At 64.8% G+C, this 14319-nt stretch carries 8 protein-coding genes; 3 read left to right on the top strand and 5 right to left on the bottom strand.

Annotated elements, in window-relative coordinates; all coding sequences use genetic code 11:
• Positions 1–19: 19 nt before the first annotated feature.
• A complete protein-coding gene (locus tag B9N93_RS00715; RefSeq protein WP_085209962.1) occupies positions 20–460 on the top strand; it encodes a type IV pilin protein in 441 nt (146 codons plus the stop codon).
• Here B9N93_RS00715 and B9N93_RS00710 read toward each other — a convergent pair.
• Positions 457–735, bottom strand: coding sequence for an Rdx family protein (locus tag B9N93_RS00710; RefSeq protein WP_085209960.1), 279 nt, complete (start codon positions 733–735; stop codon positions 457–459). The genes B9N93_RS00715 and B9N93_RS00710 overlap by 4 nt on opposite strands.
• Positions 736–802: 67 nt before the next feature.
• On the opposite strand from B9N93_RS00710, the gene B9N93_RS00705 reads away from it, so the two are divergent.
• Entirely contained in the window at positions 803–2056 is a 1254-nt protein-coding gene (locus B9N93_RS00705; protein WP_085209958.1) for a multifunctional CCA addition/repair protein, read from the top strand.
• Here the strand turns inward: B9N93_RS00705 and B9N93_RS00700 are convergent.
• The 4 genes from B9N93_RS00700 to B9N93_RS00685 all read right to left on the bottom strand — a co-directional run bounded on the left by B9N93_RS00700 (position 2025) and on the right by B9N93_RS00685 (position 13561).
• Positions 2025–3467 carry a sensor histidine kinase gene (locus B9N93_RS00700; protein ID WP_254899311.1) on the bottom strand — a complete coding sequence of 481 codons (1443 nt, stop codon included), beginning with the start codon at positions 3465–3467 and terminating at the stop codon, positions 2025–2027. The genes B9N93_RS00705 and B9N93_RS00700 overlap by 32 nt on opposite strands.
• 212 nt (positions 3468–3679) lie before the next feature.
• On the bottom strand, positions 3680–5353 hold the full coding sequence (locus B9N93_RS00695; protein ID WP_085209954.1) for a SulP family inorganic anion transporter: 1674 nt from the start codon (positions 5351–5353) through the stop codon (positions 3680–3682).
• Between the two features lie 198 nt (positions 5354–5551).
• Positions 5552–7699 (bottom strand): penicillin-binding protein 1C, encoded by a 2148-nt coding sequence (gene pbpC, locus B9N93_RS00690; protein WP_085209952.1) that lies wholly within the window; start codon positions 7697–7699, stop codon positions 5552–5554.
• A gap of 63 nt (positions 7700–7762) precedes the next feature.
• A complete protein-coding gene (locus tag B9N93_RS00685; protein WP_085209949.1) occupies positions 7763–13561 on the bottom strand; it encodes an alpha-2-macroglobulin family protein in 5799 nt (1932 codons plus the stop codon).
• 243 nt (positions 13562–13804) lie between these two features.
• On the opposite strand from B9N93_RS00685, the gene B9N93_RS00680 reads away from it, so the two are divergent.
• A complete protein-coding gene (locus tag B9N93_RS00680) occupies positions 13805–14242 on the top strand; it encodes a hypothetical protein (RefSeq protein WP_085209947.1) in 438 nt (145 codons plus the stop codon).
• The last annotated feature ends 77 nt before the right edge of the window (positions 14243–14319 follow it).

Below are 14319 nucleotides of genomic sequence, written 5' to 3'. Positions count from 1 at the left end.
CCCCACGGGATACCCCGCCATGAACAGACCTCCGCATCCTTCCGGTTTCACCTTGGTCGAAGTCATCGTCGCCCTCGCCATCGTCGGCATCCTGGCCGCCATCGCCTATCCGAGCTACACGGAGCAGGTGCGGAGCGGGCGGCGGGCCGACGCGGAAGGTGCCTTATATGGCCTGCAACAAGCCCTGGAGCGGCTGTTCACCACCGACAGCAGCTACGCCACCGCCGCCCTGGGTTCGGCCCCCGGTTCCATCTTCCCCGACCAAGTGCCATCGGGTGGTCCGCCGAACTACCAATTGCAGATCGCCGACCTCACCGCCACCGGCTACACCTTGAAGGCCGTGCCCGTGGGCGTCCAGGCCCACGACCGTTGCGGCACCCTGACGCTCAGTTCGACCAATGTGCGGGGCATCGTCAACGCGCTGCCGGGGCTGGCCGTCGCCGATTGCTGGCGCAATTAGCGGTCGGAATGGCCCAGCGAACGGTCGGGGGCGATCTCGTCGCGCACCCGCTGCTTCAACTCCTTGGCCTCGGGGAAACGCCCCTCCTGCTTACGCGACCATAGCGTCTTGTCCCCACAACGCACCTCGAACACCCCGCCCGTGCCGGGGATCAAGGCCACGCCGCCCAGTTCCTCCTCGAAGGTGGTCAATAGCTCCTGCGCCAGCCACGCCGCCCGCAACAGCCAGCGGCACTGGGTGCAATATTCGATCTCGACCCGCGGTTTCCCGGACATGCTTCGCTCCTCCCGTTGCTGTTTACAATAAGCCCCCATGCTAACAGGAACCCCAGGGGGAAAAACCATGCGAACCTATCTGGTCGGCGGCGCGGTGCGGGACACATTGCTCGGACTCGAAGTCAAGGAACGCGATTGGGTGGTGGTGGGCGAGACCCCGGACAGTCTGGTGGCCCAGGGTTTCCGCCCGGTGGGCAAGGATTTCCCGGTATTCCTGCACCCGGAAACCCGCGAGGAATACGCCCTGGCCCGCACCGAGCGCAAAACCGCCCCCGGCTACCACGGCTTCGCAGTCCATGCCGAGCCTGGGGTCACGCTGGAACAAGACCTGTTGCGGCGCGACCTCACCATCAACGCCATCGCCATGGACACCGAGGGCCGCGTGATCGATCCCTATGGTGGGATACGGGATTTGGAAGCCCGCTTATTGCGCCATGTCTCGCCCGCCTTCGGCGAAGACCCGGTGCGCATCCTCCGGGCGGCGCGTTTCGCCGCCCGTTTCGCGCCGCTGGGATTCCGGGTGGCGGACGAGACCCTGGATTTGATGCGGCGTATGGTCGAGACGGGGGAAGTGGACGCCCTGGTCCCGGAGCGGGTGTGGGCGGAATGGCTCAAGGCGCTGAACGAACCCAGGCCGGGCGGGTTCTTCGAGGTGTTGCGGGCGTGCGGGGCGCTGGCGCGGCTGTTCCCGGAAATCGACCGCTTGTTCGGCGTGCCGCAGCCGCCGCAGCACCATCCGGAAATCGATACCGGCGTCCACACCCTCCTGGTGCTGGCGGCGGCGGCGGAACTCTCGCCCGATCCGGTGGTGCGGTTCGCGGCCCTGACCCATGATCTCGGCAAGGGCTTGACCCCGCCGGAGCAATGGCCCCGGCACCGCGGCCACGAGCAAGCCGGACTGCCCGCGCTGGACAGCCTGTGCCACCGGCTTAAGGTGCCCAACGCCTTCCGCAAGCTGGCGGAAAAAACCATGCGCTATCACGGCCATTGCCACCGGGCCTTGGAATTGCGTCCCGGCACGGTGGTCGATCTATTGCAGCGGCTGGAAGCCTTCCATCGCGGCGATGCCCTGGAAGCCTTCCTGCTGGCCTGCGAAGCCGACGCCAAGGGCCGCACCGGCTTCGAGCAACGGCCTTATCCGCAGGCTGATTGGCTGAGGGCGGCGCGGAGCGCGGCGGCGGCGGTGCCGGTGGCTCCGCTGTTGGAAAAAGGCCACAAGGGCGTGGAATTGGGCCGGGAACTCCGGCGGGAGCGCATCCGGGCGGTGGCCCAGGCGCGCCGGGAAGCCTTCAGCCACAGCGATACGGCAGCAGCAACTTGACGCGGGCGCCATGGGGCCGGATGTTGGCGAGGCTGAGCTGGCCGCCAAGGTCGCGGGCGAAACGCTGTACCATCGCCAAACCCAAGCCGGTCCCGCCCGGCCTGCCGGTGGCGAAGGGCCGGATGCCGCTTTCCAGCATTTCCCGGCCAAAGCCCGGCCCATCGTCGGTGACGCTCAACACCACCCGCTCGTCCTCGGCCTGGACTTCGATCAGGATATGGCCCTCGCCATTGCGCAATACTTCCGCCGAATTCAGGACTAGGTTCAACAGGCTCTGCCGCAACCGGCATTCCGGTAGACGGCAGATCAACCGCTCCGGTCCCTCGAAATCCAGCCGCACCCCTGGCGGCACCTGATACCGCACCAGCGACACCAGTTCGCCCACCATCGTCGATAGATTGAATTCGCAGACCGGGGCCGGGGTGTGCTTGCTCTGGTCCAGCAATTCATTCAGCAAACGGCCCATCCGTTTGAGTTCCTCCATGACCAGGGAAGCCCGCTCGGTCTGTTCGGGATCGGCCAGTTCGTTGCGCAGGTTGGCGATGCTCATCTGGATGCCGGCCAGGGGATTGCGGAGTTCGTGGGCGATCCCCGCCGCCAATTCGCCCACCGCCGCCAGGCGTTCGGTCCGCGCCAAGCTGGCCTGTTGCTCCAGCAGGGCGCGGGTGGCGGAACGCACCTCGGCTTCCAACGATTCGGCGTAATGGCGCTTGGCCTCCTCCAACTCGGCCAGATGGCACACCATCTCGTTGTAGCTGTGGAACACTGGCAGCAACAAGGGATCGATGGCTTGGGTGCCTATCGGCGTGAAATCCTCGCGGGCCAGCCGCAGCAGCAATTCCTTGAGATCGTGCAACGGGGACAGGATGCGGCGGTTGATGAACAAGCCCACGAACAACAACAAGACCGCCACCACGACGAAAGCCAGCTCGACCTCGGTGCGGGTTTCCTTGCCGATATCCTCCAGCAGGCGCTCGCGCTCCAAGGTCTCCGCGTCCATCATCGCGCCGGTGATATTCAGCGCCTGCAACAGCCGGGCTTCCTGCTGTTCGGTGGTCGCGCCCTCGTTCGCCAAGTCGGACACCATCGCGCTCAACTCGGCCAATTGGGTCGGCGTGGCGGGGGCGACGTGATAATCCTCCCGCGCCAAATCCCCGATCTCGGCGGACAAGCGGGACAATTGCGCGGCGTCCAGGCGCTTGGTGTGGTGGATGAAATAATCGGTGAGCGCGGCCTGCAAATCGGACGTGACTTGCTGGATGCGATGGGCATAGCTGACATAGGCCCGCATGGTCTCGAAGCGTTCGAGGTTGCGCCAGATCATCCCCCCGAGCAGGGCGAACACCAAAAGGACCAGGAGCAGCACGGCCCAGCCGCGCCATTGGGCGTATTTATAGGAAAAAGATCTCACAAGCGGGGTCCGGGAGTGGAATCGACCCCCTCGATTATAAGCCGTGGCGGGCGGATGCCGGACTACGGATTCGGCGGGGTGGGGCGGACGGGGTCCGTCCCCTGCGGGGATGGAAGCGGACCTGCCGGGGATCGGGGCCGGTCCGGGTGCCGGAGGCAAGATGAACCCGCGCATCGCCTACCTCCGGCATGGACGATGCCCAGGACCGACCGTTACCGCGGCGTGCTGAGTTCGCCTTCGTGGTCGTCGGTCTTGCGCTTGCGGGCCGCGAGCGGATGGTCGGAATAAGGCTCGTGATTCTCTAGGCCATGGATTTCGCAACGTCCACCCCGGCCGATGTAGTCGTGGCGGTAATGGTCGATGAATTCCATCACCGTGTGATCGACCAGATAAGCCTCGGACAGGTCGAAAACCACCGTCCGTCCTTCGGGCAATTCAGCCACTTCGCTCTTGAGTCCGATGAAATTGGAGAAGATCGCCGAACCTTCGACCCGGATATGGTAGATGCCGGGATGGGTCTGTTCGACATGGTAGGACATCTTCAACAACTGGCGGAAATCGACGCCGCGCAAAATATGGACGAGCAATTTGACGAAGATGCCGATGAACACGCCGACCAAGAGATCGGTCGCCAGCACGCCGACGATGGTGACGCAGAAAATCGCCAATTGCTCCTTGCCGAGGTCCAGGGTTTTGGCGAATTCCTTGGGGGAAGCCAGGCGGAAGCCGGTATAGACCAGGAGCGAAGCCAGCGAGGCTAGGGGAATCTCATGGATCAACCGGGGGAAGCACACCACGAACAAAGCCAGGAACAGGCCATGGAAGAAATTGGCCCAGCCGGTTTTGGCCCCGTTGTTGACATTGGCCGAAGAACGAACGATCTCGGCGATCATCGGCAAACCACCGATGGCGCTCGCCAGCAAATTACCCACACCGACTGCGGTCAGGTCGCGGTTCAGGTTGGAATAGCGCTTATGGGGGTCGAGCTTATCGACGGCGGTGGCGCTCAACAGGGATTCGAGGCTGCCGACCAAGCAGATCGACAGCACGGCGGCCCAGAACTCCGGGGTTGCGACCTTGCCGAAATCGGGGAAATAAAAGCCCTCGGTGATATTTTCCGGGATCGTCACCAGGAATTTGGGACCGATGGTGTATTCATGGTGCGGAAGGAATTGGGCATCGGTCAGGAAGCCATAGACATGTTCGTGATCCAGGTCGAAATAGCGCTCCAAGGCCATGCCCACCGCCACCACGACCAAGGGGGCCGGAATCATCTTGAGGTAGCGGTTCTTCACCAAGGACCACGCGATCAGGATGGCCAGCCCGGTGAAGCCGATGCAGGCGATTTCCGGGTTCATCTCCACGAAGCTGTGCGGCACCTCGGCGATGGTCTCCAGGATTTCCTTGGCCTCGGGTTTGACGCCCAGCATGGTGTGGATTTGCTTGGCCATGATGATGATGCCGATGGCGGCCAACATGCCATGCACCACCGAGGCCGGGAAATAGGCGTTGAGCTTGCCGGCCTTCATCAAGCCCATCAGGATTTGCAACCCGCTGGCGAACAGGATGGCGGCGAGGGTATAGCGATAACCCGCCATGGCATCGCCCTGGCCCAACGATTGCACCGCCGAGAGGATGACCACGATCAAACCGGCGGCAGGACCATTGATGGTGACATAGGAGCCGCTGAGCCGGGACACCACCACGCCGCCGATCACGGCGGTGATGATACCGGCCATCGGTGGGAATCCCGAGGCCATGGCGATGCCCAGGCACAAAGGCAGGGCGATGAGGAAGACCAGAAAACCGGAGATCAGATCGGAGCGCCAGTTTTCGACCAGACCGGGAAAACCGGTTTTGGGCAGGGAGCGGGATGGAGCATTCATAACAAAGCGGTGAAGTAGGATGAAGTCCAAGCCGGGATGCGACGACCATGCCAGCCTTGATGGCCATCCAGCCGCTTGATATTGCAAAGATAATTTCTGGTTCAAATCTCCCAAGGGGTTGGTAAGATGCACCGATGGTTTAAATCAACCCCGAACTCGGGTCTTATCAACCTTGGGCATCAACCCGCACCCAGCGCATCAAGGCTGCGGTCCCCGTACCTGGAATTCCACCTTATCCAACACCGCGCCATCCCCGCGCTTGAGTTCCAACCTATGATGGCCCGGCACGGGTAACCAAGCCCATGGCGGGCGGGCCGGGCCGAGATCGACCCCGTCCAGCGCGAAGCGGGCTTCCGCGCCTCCTTTCGCCTTGAACCAAACCCGCTGATGGCGCGGCGGAATATCGGGATCGAGGGCGATGACGACGCCACGGGGTGGCGATTCGATCCGCGGCGCATGGGTGCCGGCCTCCACGAGGTGTAGCGTCTCCGCCTCGGTGCCCGCCAGGAACCATTCCCGGCGCGGTGGCTCGATGGCGGGTTCATAGCGGATATCGCGTGCGACCAGACCGGCGGGCGCTGCCGGGGGCGGACCCGGTTCCGCCGCGTGCAGGCCGTTCATGATCGCCAGCCACGCCGGGGCTGCCCCGGTCACGCCCGAGACCCCGCGCATGGGATCGCCCTCGAAATTCCCCACCCACACGCCCACCGTATAGCGGCGGCTGAAGCCGATGCACCAGTTGTCCCGCATATTCTTGCTGGTGCCGGTTTTCACGGCGGTCCAGTAACGGGTGGACAAAGGGCTATCCAGGCCGAAGGTCAAGGACCGACCGGCGCTATCGCTCAGGATATCGGCGGCGATGAAAGCGGCCCCCGCAGCTAGCACCCGGCGCGGCGGCTCCGCGCCCGACGCCTCTGGCAATAAGCGCAACCGGCTCCATAGTCCCCCGTTAGCGAGGCTGCGATAGGCATTCACTTGTTCCGGCAAGTTCACTTCCGCCGAGCCCAGGGCCAGGGAGAATCCATAATACTCGCCGTCCTCGGTCAAGCCGGCATAACCCAAATCCCATAGCAGGTCGCGGAAGCGCTCGACCCCGACCAAGCCCAAGGCCCGCACCGCCGGGACGTTCAGGGAAGACGCCAAGGCGGTACGCACGCTGACCGGGCCTTTGAAATCGCGGTCGTAATCTTGCGGGATATAGAGTCCGGTGGTGGTTTCCAGGTTGACCGGCGAATCCTCCAGCACCGAAGCCGCAGTGAGATAACCTTGTGCCACGGCCAACCCGTACAGGAAAGGCTTGAGCGTGGAACCGGCCTGGCGGCGGGCGGCGGCACCGTCCACGCCGGGCGAGCGCGAATCGTCCCCCGCCGAACCCACATAGGCCAGGATTTCTCCGCTGGCGTTATCGGCCACCACGGCGGCGGCGTCGCGGACATTCTGCCCATCCAAGCCCGCCAATTGTTGTTTCAGCGCCTCCAAAACCAGCCCTTGCCAACGGGCATCCAGGGTGGTTCGTAGCCGTTCTCCGGGTTTTTTCAGAAAGCGCCGGGCCAAATGGGGGGCCAAGTTCAGTTCGTGCAGCAAGCCGGGCTTAGGTTTGAGCAAGCCACTCGCCAGGGTTTCCAGGCCGGAATGTTCCACGTGGAACATTCCGGCCTGGGCGATAGCGCGGGCACGGGCTTGGAGCCGGGCCGGATCGGCTTGGGGCGCGGGCAGGAACGCGGCCAGCAACACCGACTCGGTTTCGTCCAGCCCGGAAGGCCGCTTGCCGAACAATCCCTGGGCGGTGGCGGCGATGCCCTGCAATTCGCCCCGGAATCCAACCCGATTGAAATAGGCTTCCAGGATTTGCGCCTTGCTCCACTGTCGCTCCAAGGCCAGGGCTGCGGCCATCTGCCGGAGCTTTTGGCCGATGCCGCGCCCGTTGTGCCGGTTCAAACCGGCATCCAAGAAAGCCGCGACCTGCATGGTCAGCGTGCTGGCCCCGCGCCTGCGCCCGTGGAACATGCGGTCCGCCACGGCCCCTGCGACCGCCACGACATCCACGCCCGGATGCCGGTAGAACCGCCGATCTTCCGCGACCACGACGGCCTTGGGCAGGGCAGGGGAGATATCGGCCAAGGGCGTCCAATCCAAGCGCCGCACCGTGGGATCGAGCCGCAGGCTGTGGATCACCTCGCCATGGCGGTCCAGCAGATAGGCTTCGGAAGGTACCCAAAGCGCCTGGATTTCATCGAAACCGGGCACTGGGATCGTCCAGCTTGCCAGCCATACGCCGACGGGCAGCGCCGCGATCAGCAAGATCGAACCCAGGGCGAAAACCAACGGTTTGCGGATGATGTGCATAGGTCGGGAGCAAGCGGGGGAGGGCGTTGCCAACCGCCATCCACGCTGGATCGAAAGGAAAGCTTAGGGCGCGGGCCGGACTTCGACCGCCGCGTTCGGATATTCCCCGAACATCTCCGGCGCGTACATGGCTTCGATACGGGTGGCGGGTAGCTCGAAACGGCCCGGATTATTGAAGCGCACCGTATATTCCACCGTCCATGTTCCCTTGGGCACGAAGCGATAGTAGGCCCGGAAGCCATCGAAGCGGCGCTCCTCGTAGGCGGGCCAGGTCCAGCCATCGTCGCGTTGTTCGCCTTGGGTTAACAGTTGGGAGTCCCGCCCCAACCCGGTGCCCAGCACGGTGGAACCCGCCGGTACCGGATCGTCCACCACCACCCAGGCCATATCCGACTGGGCTTCCAACGCCAGGGTCACGCGGGCGGTATCGCCGCGGGTCCACATGCCGGGGCGTTTTTGCTCCACCGGAGCCACCGTGCGGTGTAGTTTGAACCCGCTGGACAAGGGCGCGTCCAGGGGCAGGGCGGCCCTGGATTGCACCATCACCCAAGGTTGGCCCGTGCCTGCCTGGCGGATGCCCAAGGCGGCTTGTTCTTGCGGCCAGGGGAAATTCAGGCTGCCGCGGCGGCTTTCCTCGTTCCAAGCGAAACCCCGCGTCGTACCCGCCAGCGTGGCCTGGGTCTCCCCGGTCACGGGCGCGGACTCGAAGGCCGCGCTGAATCGCTCCAAGGCCAGCACGCCCCAGGCGTTGGCCGTGGTCAGATTCCAATGCCCCTTTTGTTGACGGCCAACCGCGCCCCGCACCAAGCGCGGCAGGTCAGCCCGCCATTCCGGTTCCTCCAGCACTTCCAGCACCATCCTTACGGCGTTGACATCGCCGGACAGCATCAGCCACCACAGCGCATCGTCGCGTTCGGTCGAAAAGCCCAGGGTCGTGCCCTGGAAATTCAGCCGGGAGCGCAGGATTTGCTCCGCTTCCGCCTTGCGCCGCCCACGCTCGGGCAGGGTTTCCAGGCGGTTCAAAATGTCGAACCAATCCAACAGCGCCGAGGTCGGCCACAGGTTGGGCTCGATGGCGATGGAATCCAGCGATTCCCGCCGCGCCAGGCCATAACGCGCCAAAGCCGCCACCGCCGCCAATTTGCGGATGGACAGGTCCGCCGTGGGCAGGGTGGAGTCCCGCACCACGCGGCCCGCGACAAAATTTTGCAGCGCCCCGGTCATCCGGTCCTTGGCGGCTTCGGGCAATTCCCAACCGGCGGCGTGGGCGATGGCGAGGACGTAGGCGGTCAGGGTATCGCTGCCTTCCAAGCGGTCGCTGGGGAAATATTTCAACAAGCCGTCGCGGTCCAGATAGGCGGGCAAGGCGTCCATGACCGCTTGCCAGCGGGCCGGATCGCGCAGGGCGACGGCCACGGAAATCCTTTGTTCCAGGCAGATATAGGGATAGCGGGCCATGTAGGCGGCGACCCCGCCGGTGGCGTCGCCCAAACGGGCCTGTACATCCACCCGCACCCCGCCGCGTCCCGGCACCGCGCCCGCCGGTATCGCCACCGCCATGTTTAGGGGATGGTCGAGTTGTTCGAGGGTGGCCTGATAGACCCGCACCGGATGCACCGGCACCACGTCCTGGCCCACCCGCAGCCGGTCCCCGGCCTTACCCGCGGGCTCGCGGGCGGCGATTTCCCAAACCAGCTTGCCCGCATCGACCGGGACTGTCAGCTCGAAGGCCAATTCCTGGGCCGCACCGGGCGCGAGTTCCAGCGTGCGGGGCGGGAATTCCGGCAGGGCGGTGCCAGCGGCATTGGCGACCCGCGCCTCGACCGCGAGGGCGATGGGACGCTGGGAAGCATTGCGGACCGTGACCACGCCGGAGAAGCGGTCGCCCTCGCGGACCATGGGTGGCAGGCCGGAATGCAGGATCACGTCCTGGTGGGTACGCAACACCCCGGAGCCGGTCCCGAACCGATCCAGGCCAGCGCTGGCGACCGCCACCACCCGGAACGAACTGAGCGAGTCGTTCAGAGGAATTTCCACCTCGGCCTCGCCGTTACCATCCAGGGGCAGGCGGCCTTGCCACAGCAATAGCGTATCGAACAACTCCCGCGCCGCTTGCCGTCCGCCGCCGCCGCCATGGGGCACGGCTTTGCGGCCATAATGGCGCTTGCCCACCACCTGCATCTGCGCGGTGGAGGTGTAGACCTCGATGGGTCTGGGGTCCATCATCTTTTCCAGCAATTGCCAGGAAGGGTTGGGCTTGAGTTCCAACAAAGCCTCGTCCACCGTCGCCAGGGCCACCTCGGTGCCGGGCGGCGGGGCACCGCCATCGGCGCGTTCGACCTTCACTTTCACTTTGGCGCTATCGCGCACCTGGTAGACCGGCGCGTCGGGTTCGACCTTCACGTCCAGCCGGTACGGCTTCCAACCCACCCGGATTTCGGCCTGGCCCAGACGGTAGGCGGGTTTGCCCAAATCGGCCAGCGCCGTGGGCGCGCCGCCTTCGACCGGCCAGGGCCAATGGAACTTCCGCGCCAGATCCGCCAACCAGGATCGCCCATCGCCCACCCGGCCCCGCACCGCCAACACGGAGATGTAAACGTTCGGCGCGTGATGATCCAGGACCGGCACTTCGATCACCGGCGTCCGGCCCGATAAATGGGTGACGAAGGTCTCGGCCACGCCCTCGCGTTCCACGCTGACCAAGGCCGTGGCTTCGCGGAACGGCATCCGCACCTGGAACCGGGCGGTTTGGCCGGGCTGGTATTCCTTTTGTTCGGGCAGCACATCCATGCGGTCGGCGGCACCGCCCTGGAACCACCCGTCATCCTCCCCGGCTACCCAGGCGCTGGCCACGGCGAGCGCCGGGTTGCCCTGGCTGTCCTGGGTTTTGGCTTGCAGCAGGATTTCGCCGCTGGCGTCCGGGGTCAAGGTGCAGAGCAGCAAGCCTTGTGCATCGGTCCTGCCTTCGCAGCCGCCGCCAATGCGCTTGACCTCGGAGCGGTTGTCGTAGGCGTAGAAGCCGCCGATCAGCCGCTTACGGTAGGAATAATAAGTCCGCTGGTACAGTTCCACGGCGATTTTCTGCCCGGAGACCGGCTGGCCCGCCAAATCCAAGGCCACGGCCCGGAGCCGGACTTGGTCGCGGCTGGAAGCCCAACCCTCGGTTTGCACACCGACCACAACCTGGGCCGACCACAGCGGAATCCGCTGGGTCACGGCTTCGAGTTCGCCATTGGCATCCTGGTATTCCAGTTCCGCGACCAAGTCCTGGGCCTGGGTGGCGACCGGCAGATCGGTCAGGGTGGCGCGGCGGGCACCTTGGGCGTCGAGGGTCAGCGCCAAGGTTTGGGCGGGCTTATGGGCCGTGGCGGACTCGTCGGCATCGAAATCGTTTTCCTCGAATAAGCCTTCCCGCACGGCTGTGCCGCCGAAGCTGTAATCCGGGTAATCGGCGAACTTCAGCGCCTTGGGTTCCACCAAGCTGCGCAGTTTCACCGGCGCATTGCCCGCGCCACCGCCGCTCAGGTAAGCAACGAACAGGTCCAACGGGACCGAGCGGGCATTGACCAGCGGGGCGGCGGGTGGCTGGATGAGTGCCTTCATGGTCGGCAGGCGGAATTGTTCCACGTGGAACATTCCAGCGGTGAAGCGCTTGTCCTCGGCGACCAGGATCAAGCTATATTCGCCCAGCTTGGCATCCTTGGGAATGGCCCAGGTGCTTTCGGCCACGCCGGTTGCGTCGAACCGCACCGGCATCTCGAACTTCTGGCCGCTGCCGGTATGATAGATTTCCAGCCGGGTCGGGGCGGCGGCCTCGGGCAAGGCGGCGAAACCCTGCAAAGTATGTCGCCGCAGGAAGTGCTTCATGGACACGGTTTCCCCGGCCCGGAACAAGGCCCGGTCCAGCACCGTATGCGCCAATGCCTGCCCGTCATAGCCGCCGGTGCGGAGGTTGAAATCGGTGGGCGCGATGCCCTGGTTCCACGTCGACACCGTGAAACCGAGATCGCCCGGCACCCTGGCGCTGACGAACAAAGGATGCGCCTCCCAACCTTCGTCGCAGTAGGCCACATCGCTGGGCACCCCCAAGACCTCCGGCGTTTCGATCCGGGCGATGCCGTCCGGGCCGGTCCGGCCTTGCCACAAGCGCTGGCCGTTGCAGTAATCGCTGACCCGCACCTCGGCCCCATCCACCGGATCGGCTTTATCCAGATGCGTCACCCACACCACCGAGCCTTCCCGGCCCCAGAGGAAATGCACCGCCAGATTGCTCACCAAGGCGGCGGTGGCGACATAGCGCGGGCGGCTATCGCCCAGCAGGGCGGCCCCCAACTTGGGGCTGGCGAGTTCCACCACATAGAAGCCGGATTTTTCCAAAGGGATGCCGACCACCTCGAATTCCTTCCCACCCAGGGGCTTGGGCAGGGTGATGGCTTGGGCTTGGTCTTGGGCACCGAACACCGATTCCGCGCCGGTTTCTTCTCGCCAAATGGGTTTGCCATCGGGTCCGGTGCGCTCCAACCACTGGCCCCGTACCCGGCCCGCTTCGCCGACCCGGCGAATCCAACGGGCGATTTCGGCATCGTCCTGGTCGAAGCGCTTAATCTGGCCGGGAATGCCGTCCGGGGCCACCGTCAAATTCCGGCCCGCCACCGTGGGTTCCAGATTGCGCAAAGTCACCGGCAACACGCCGCCCGTCTCGCGTTCGATGATGCCGAAATCGCCGGAGAACTTGGCGAGCGGCGGATAAACATCGGTGGAGGCGGGCAGGGGGAAGCGGGCGGCGTTCTCCAGGGGACGGCCCGCGTCGTCCTGGAAGCCGTCCGGCAATTCCACCCGCAGCTTGGCTTTTTCCGGGAACGGTCCTTTGAACACCGCTTCGTCGGCGGTCGGGGTCTTGGCCGGGTCGATAGGCTCGGGCGGATAGGTTTTGCCGGTACCATCGACGATGCGGGTCCGGGCCAAATCTTCCGCCTTGACCTGGGCGCTGAACGCCAAGCGGATCGGCAACATGGGCAGGCAATCGGCCTGGGCGTTCACCCGTTGGCATTGCAAGCGGGCGCTGAAACCGGGGCGGGTTTTGAACGCCAGGACTTGGTCATCGGCGGTCGCGACCCCGCTGGCGGAACGGATGCCTTGGCCCCACACCAGCTTCAATTCGGTTGCCGGGGGCAGGGTGCGGCGGCATTGCAGTACCACCAATTGCGACTCGGCTTTTTCCAGCAGGGTTTTGTCCTCGACCCTGAGCAGGCTTTCCGCGCCGTTCTTCCACAGTACATCGTAATAGGCATAGCCCAGGCGGCGGCGCTGGGCCAGGATGGCTTCCCGCGCCGCCCCGGTTAAGAGATCGACTTCGACCTGCTCGGACAGGCCCGCGATTTCGCAACGCACACGCTCGCGGAGGGAAGCGGGATCGACTTCGCCGTCCAAGCCCAGGATGAACACTTGGCGCTCGTCGATGGCTTCGTCGCCTTGCTCCGGCAAGGAGGCGCGGATGGCGGGTCCGCCGGTGTCGAAGCCGAAATCCCGTTCCCCGGCCAGGGCCGCGCCCGCCAGGGTTGGCAGGCCGGGCTTGAGGGTGAATCGGCATGCCACCCCGGCGGGCAAATCGCGCTCGAAGTCGTACACCCAGTTGCGGGTATCGGCCCAGCGGCCCGCGCCCGGTGCGGGGCAATCGACCGTGAACGGGGCCGGTCGCCGTGGATCGCCCAGGGCCACCATCGGCTCGGAAAAGCGCACCGCCACCTGCCGCACGTCCTTCACCGTGCCGTGCGGAGAAAAAACCTCGACACGGGGCGCATGGGCTTCCCCCGCCCACACCGGAACGACCACGCAAAACCATAGCCAAATAGCACGCAACATGGGGCGGTCCCTCCCGGAAATCGACATGTAAATAGTGGAAAATAGTATGGAAGTCCGCGCCCAAACCGGCAATCAACCCCGCCCAAACTTCTGCGGCGCAATCCGATCCGGTGGTGAATAATCACCTTCCCTGGGGGCAGCAGTTCACTGAGTGATACCGTGCCGACCGTTAAAGTAAAGCCTGACTCCGGCGCAACCCCAAAAACCCAGAGCCTTCCCCCCATTCGCGAAGAGAACAAGCCCATGAAACCGGATATCCACGAAACCGTGCCACCGGGCCGGATTCCCCCCTTCCAGCCCCAGGCCGTGACCATCGAAACTCCTGGCTACCACGGTTCTACCGCGGTCAACCCACCGCAGGACTGGGCCGGTTCGACAGTTTGGACCAATCCCGAAACCATCCGGCAATGGGTCCTCGATAGCGTGGTCCAGGTCATGGGCGCGGTACTTGCCTCCGATCTGCGCGACCCCTTATCCCTGGACGCTTTGCCGGGACTGTCCAGGGAGTTCGAGGAGTTGGAATTCAAAGCGGCGCTCAATCCCGCCCAGCCCATGCGGATCGTGGTCCGGGTGCAGTCGCGCTACCAAGCCCTATGCCGGGGCGTGTTCGTGGCCTATCAAAACACCGCTTTCATCGCGGCGGGCAAACTGCTGTTGGGCCAGCAACCTCCCCCCCAATAAGCCCAAGCCCGACCGCTACGCCCCCAAGCCTCAGCATCCTCTCCAGAACCCGCCCACCACCAGGACAAGGACCGTCC

Origin of the sequence: Methylomagnum ishizawai (assembly GCF_900155475.1) — a bacterium.
GTDB classification, from domain to species: domain Bacteria; phylum Pseudomonadota; class Gammaproteobacteria; order Methylococcales; family Methylococcaceae; genus Methylomagnum; species Methylomagnum ishizawai_A.
Note: the sequence above shows the minus strand (reverse complement) of the source record. Positions and strands in the feature narration are given on the sequence as shown.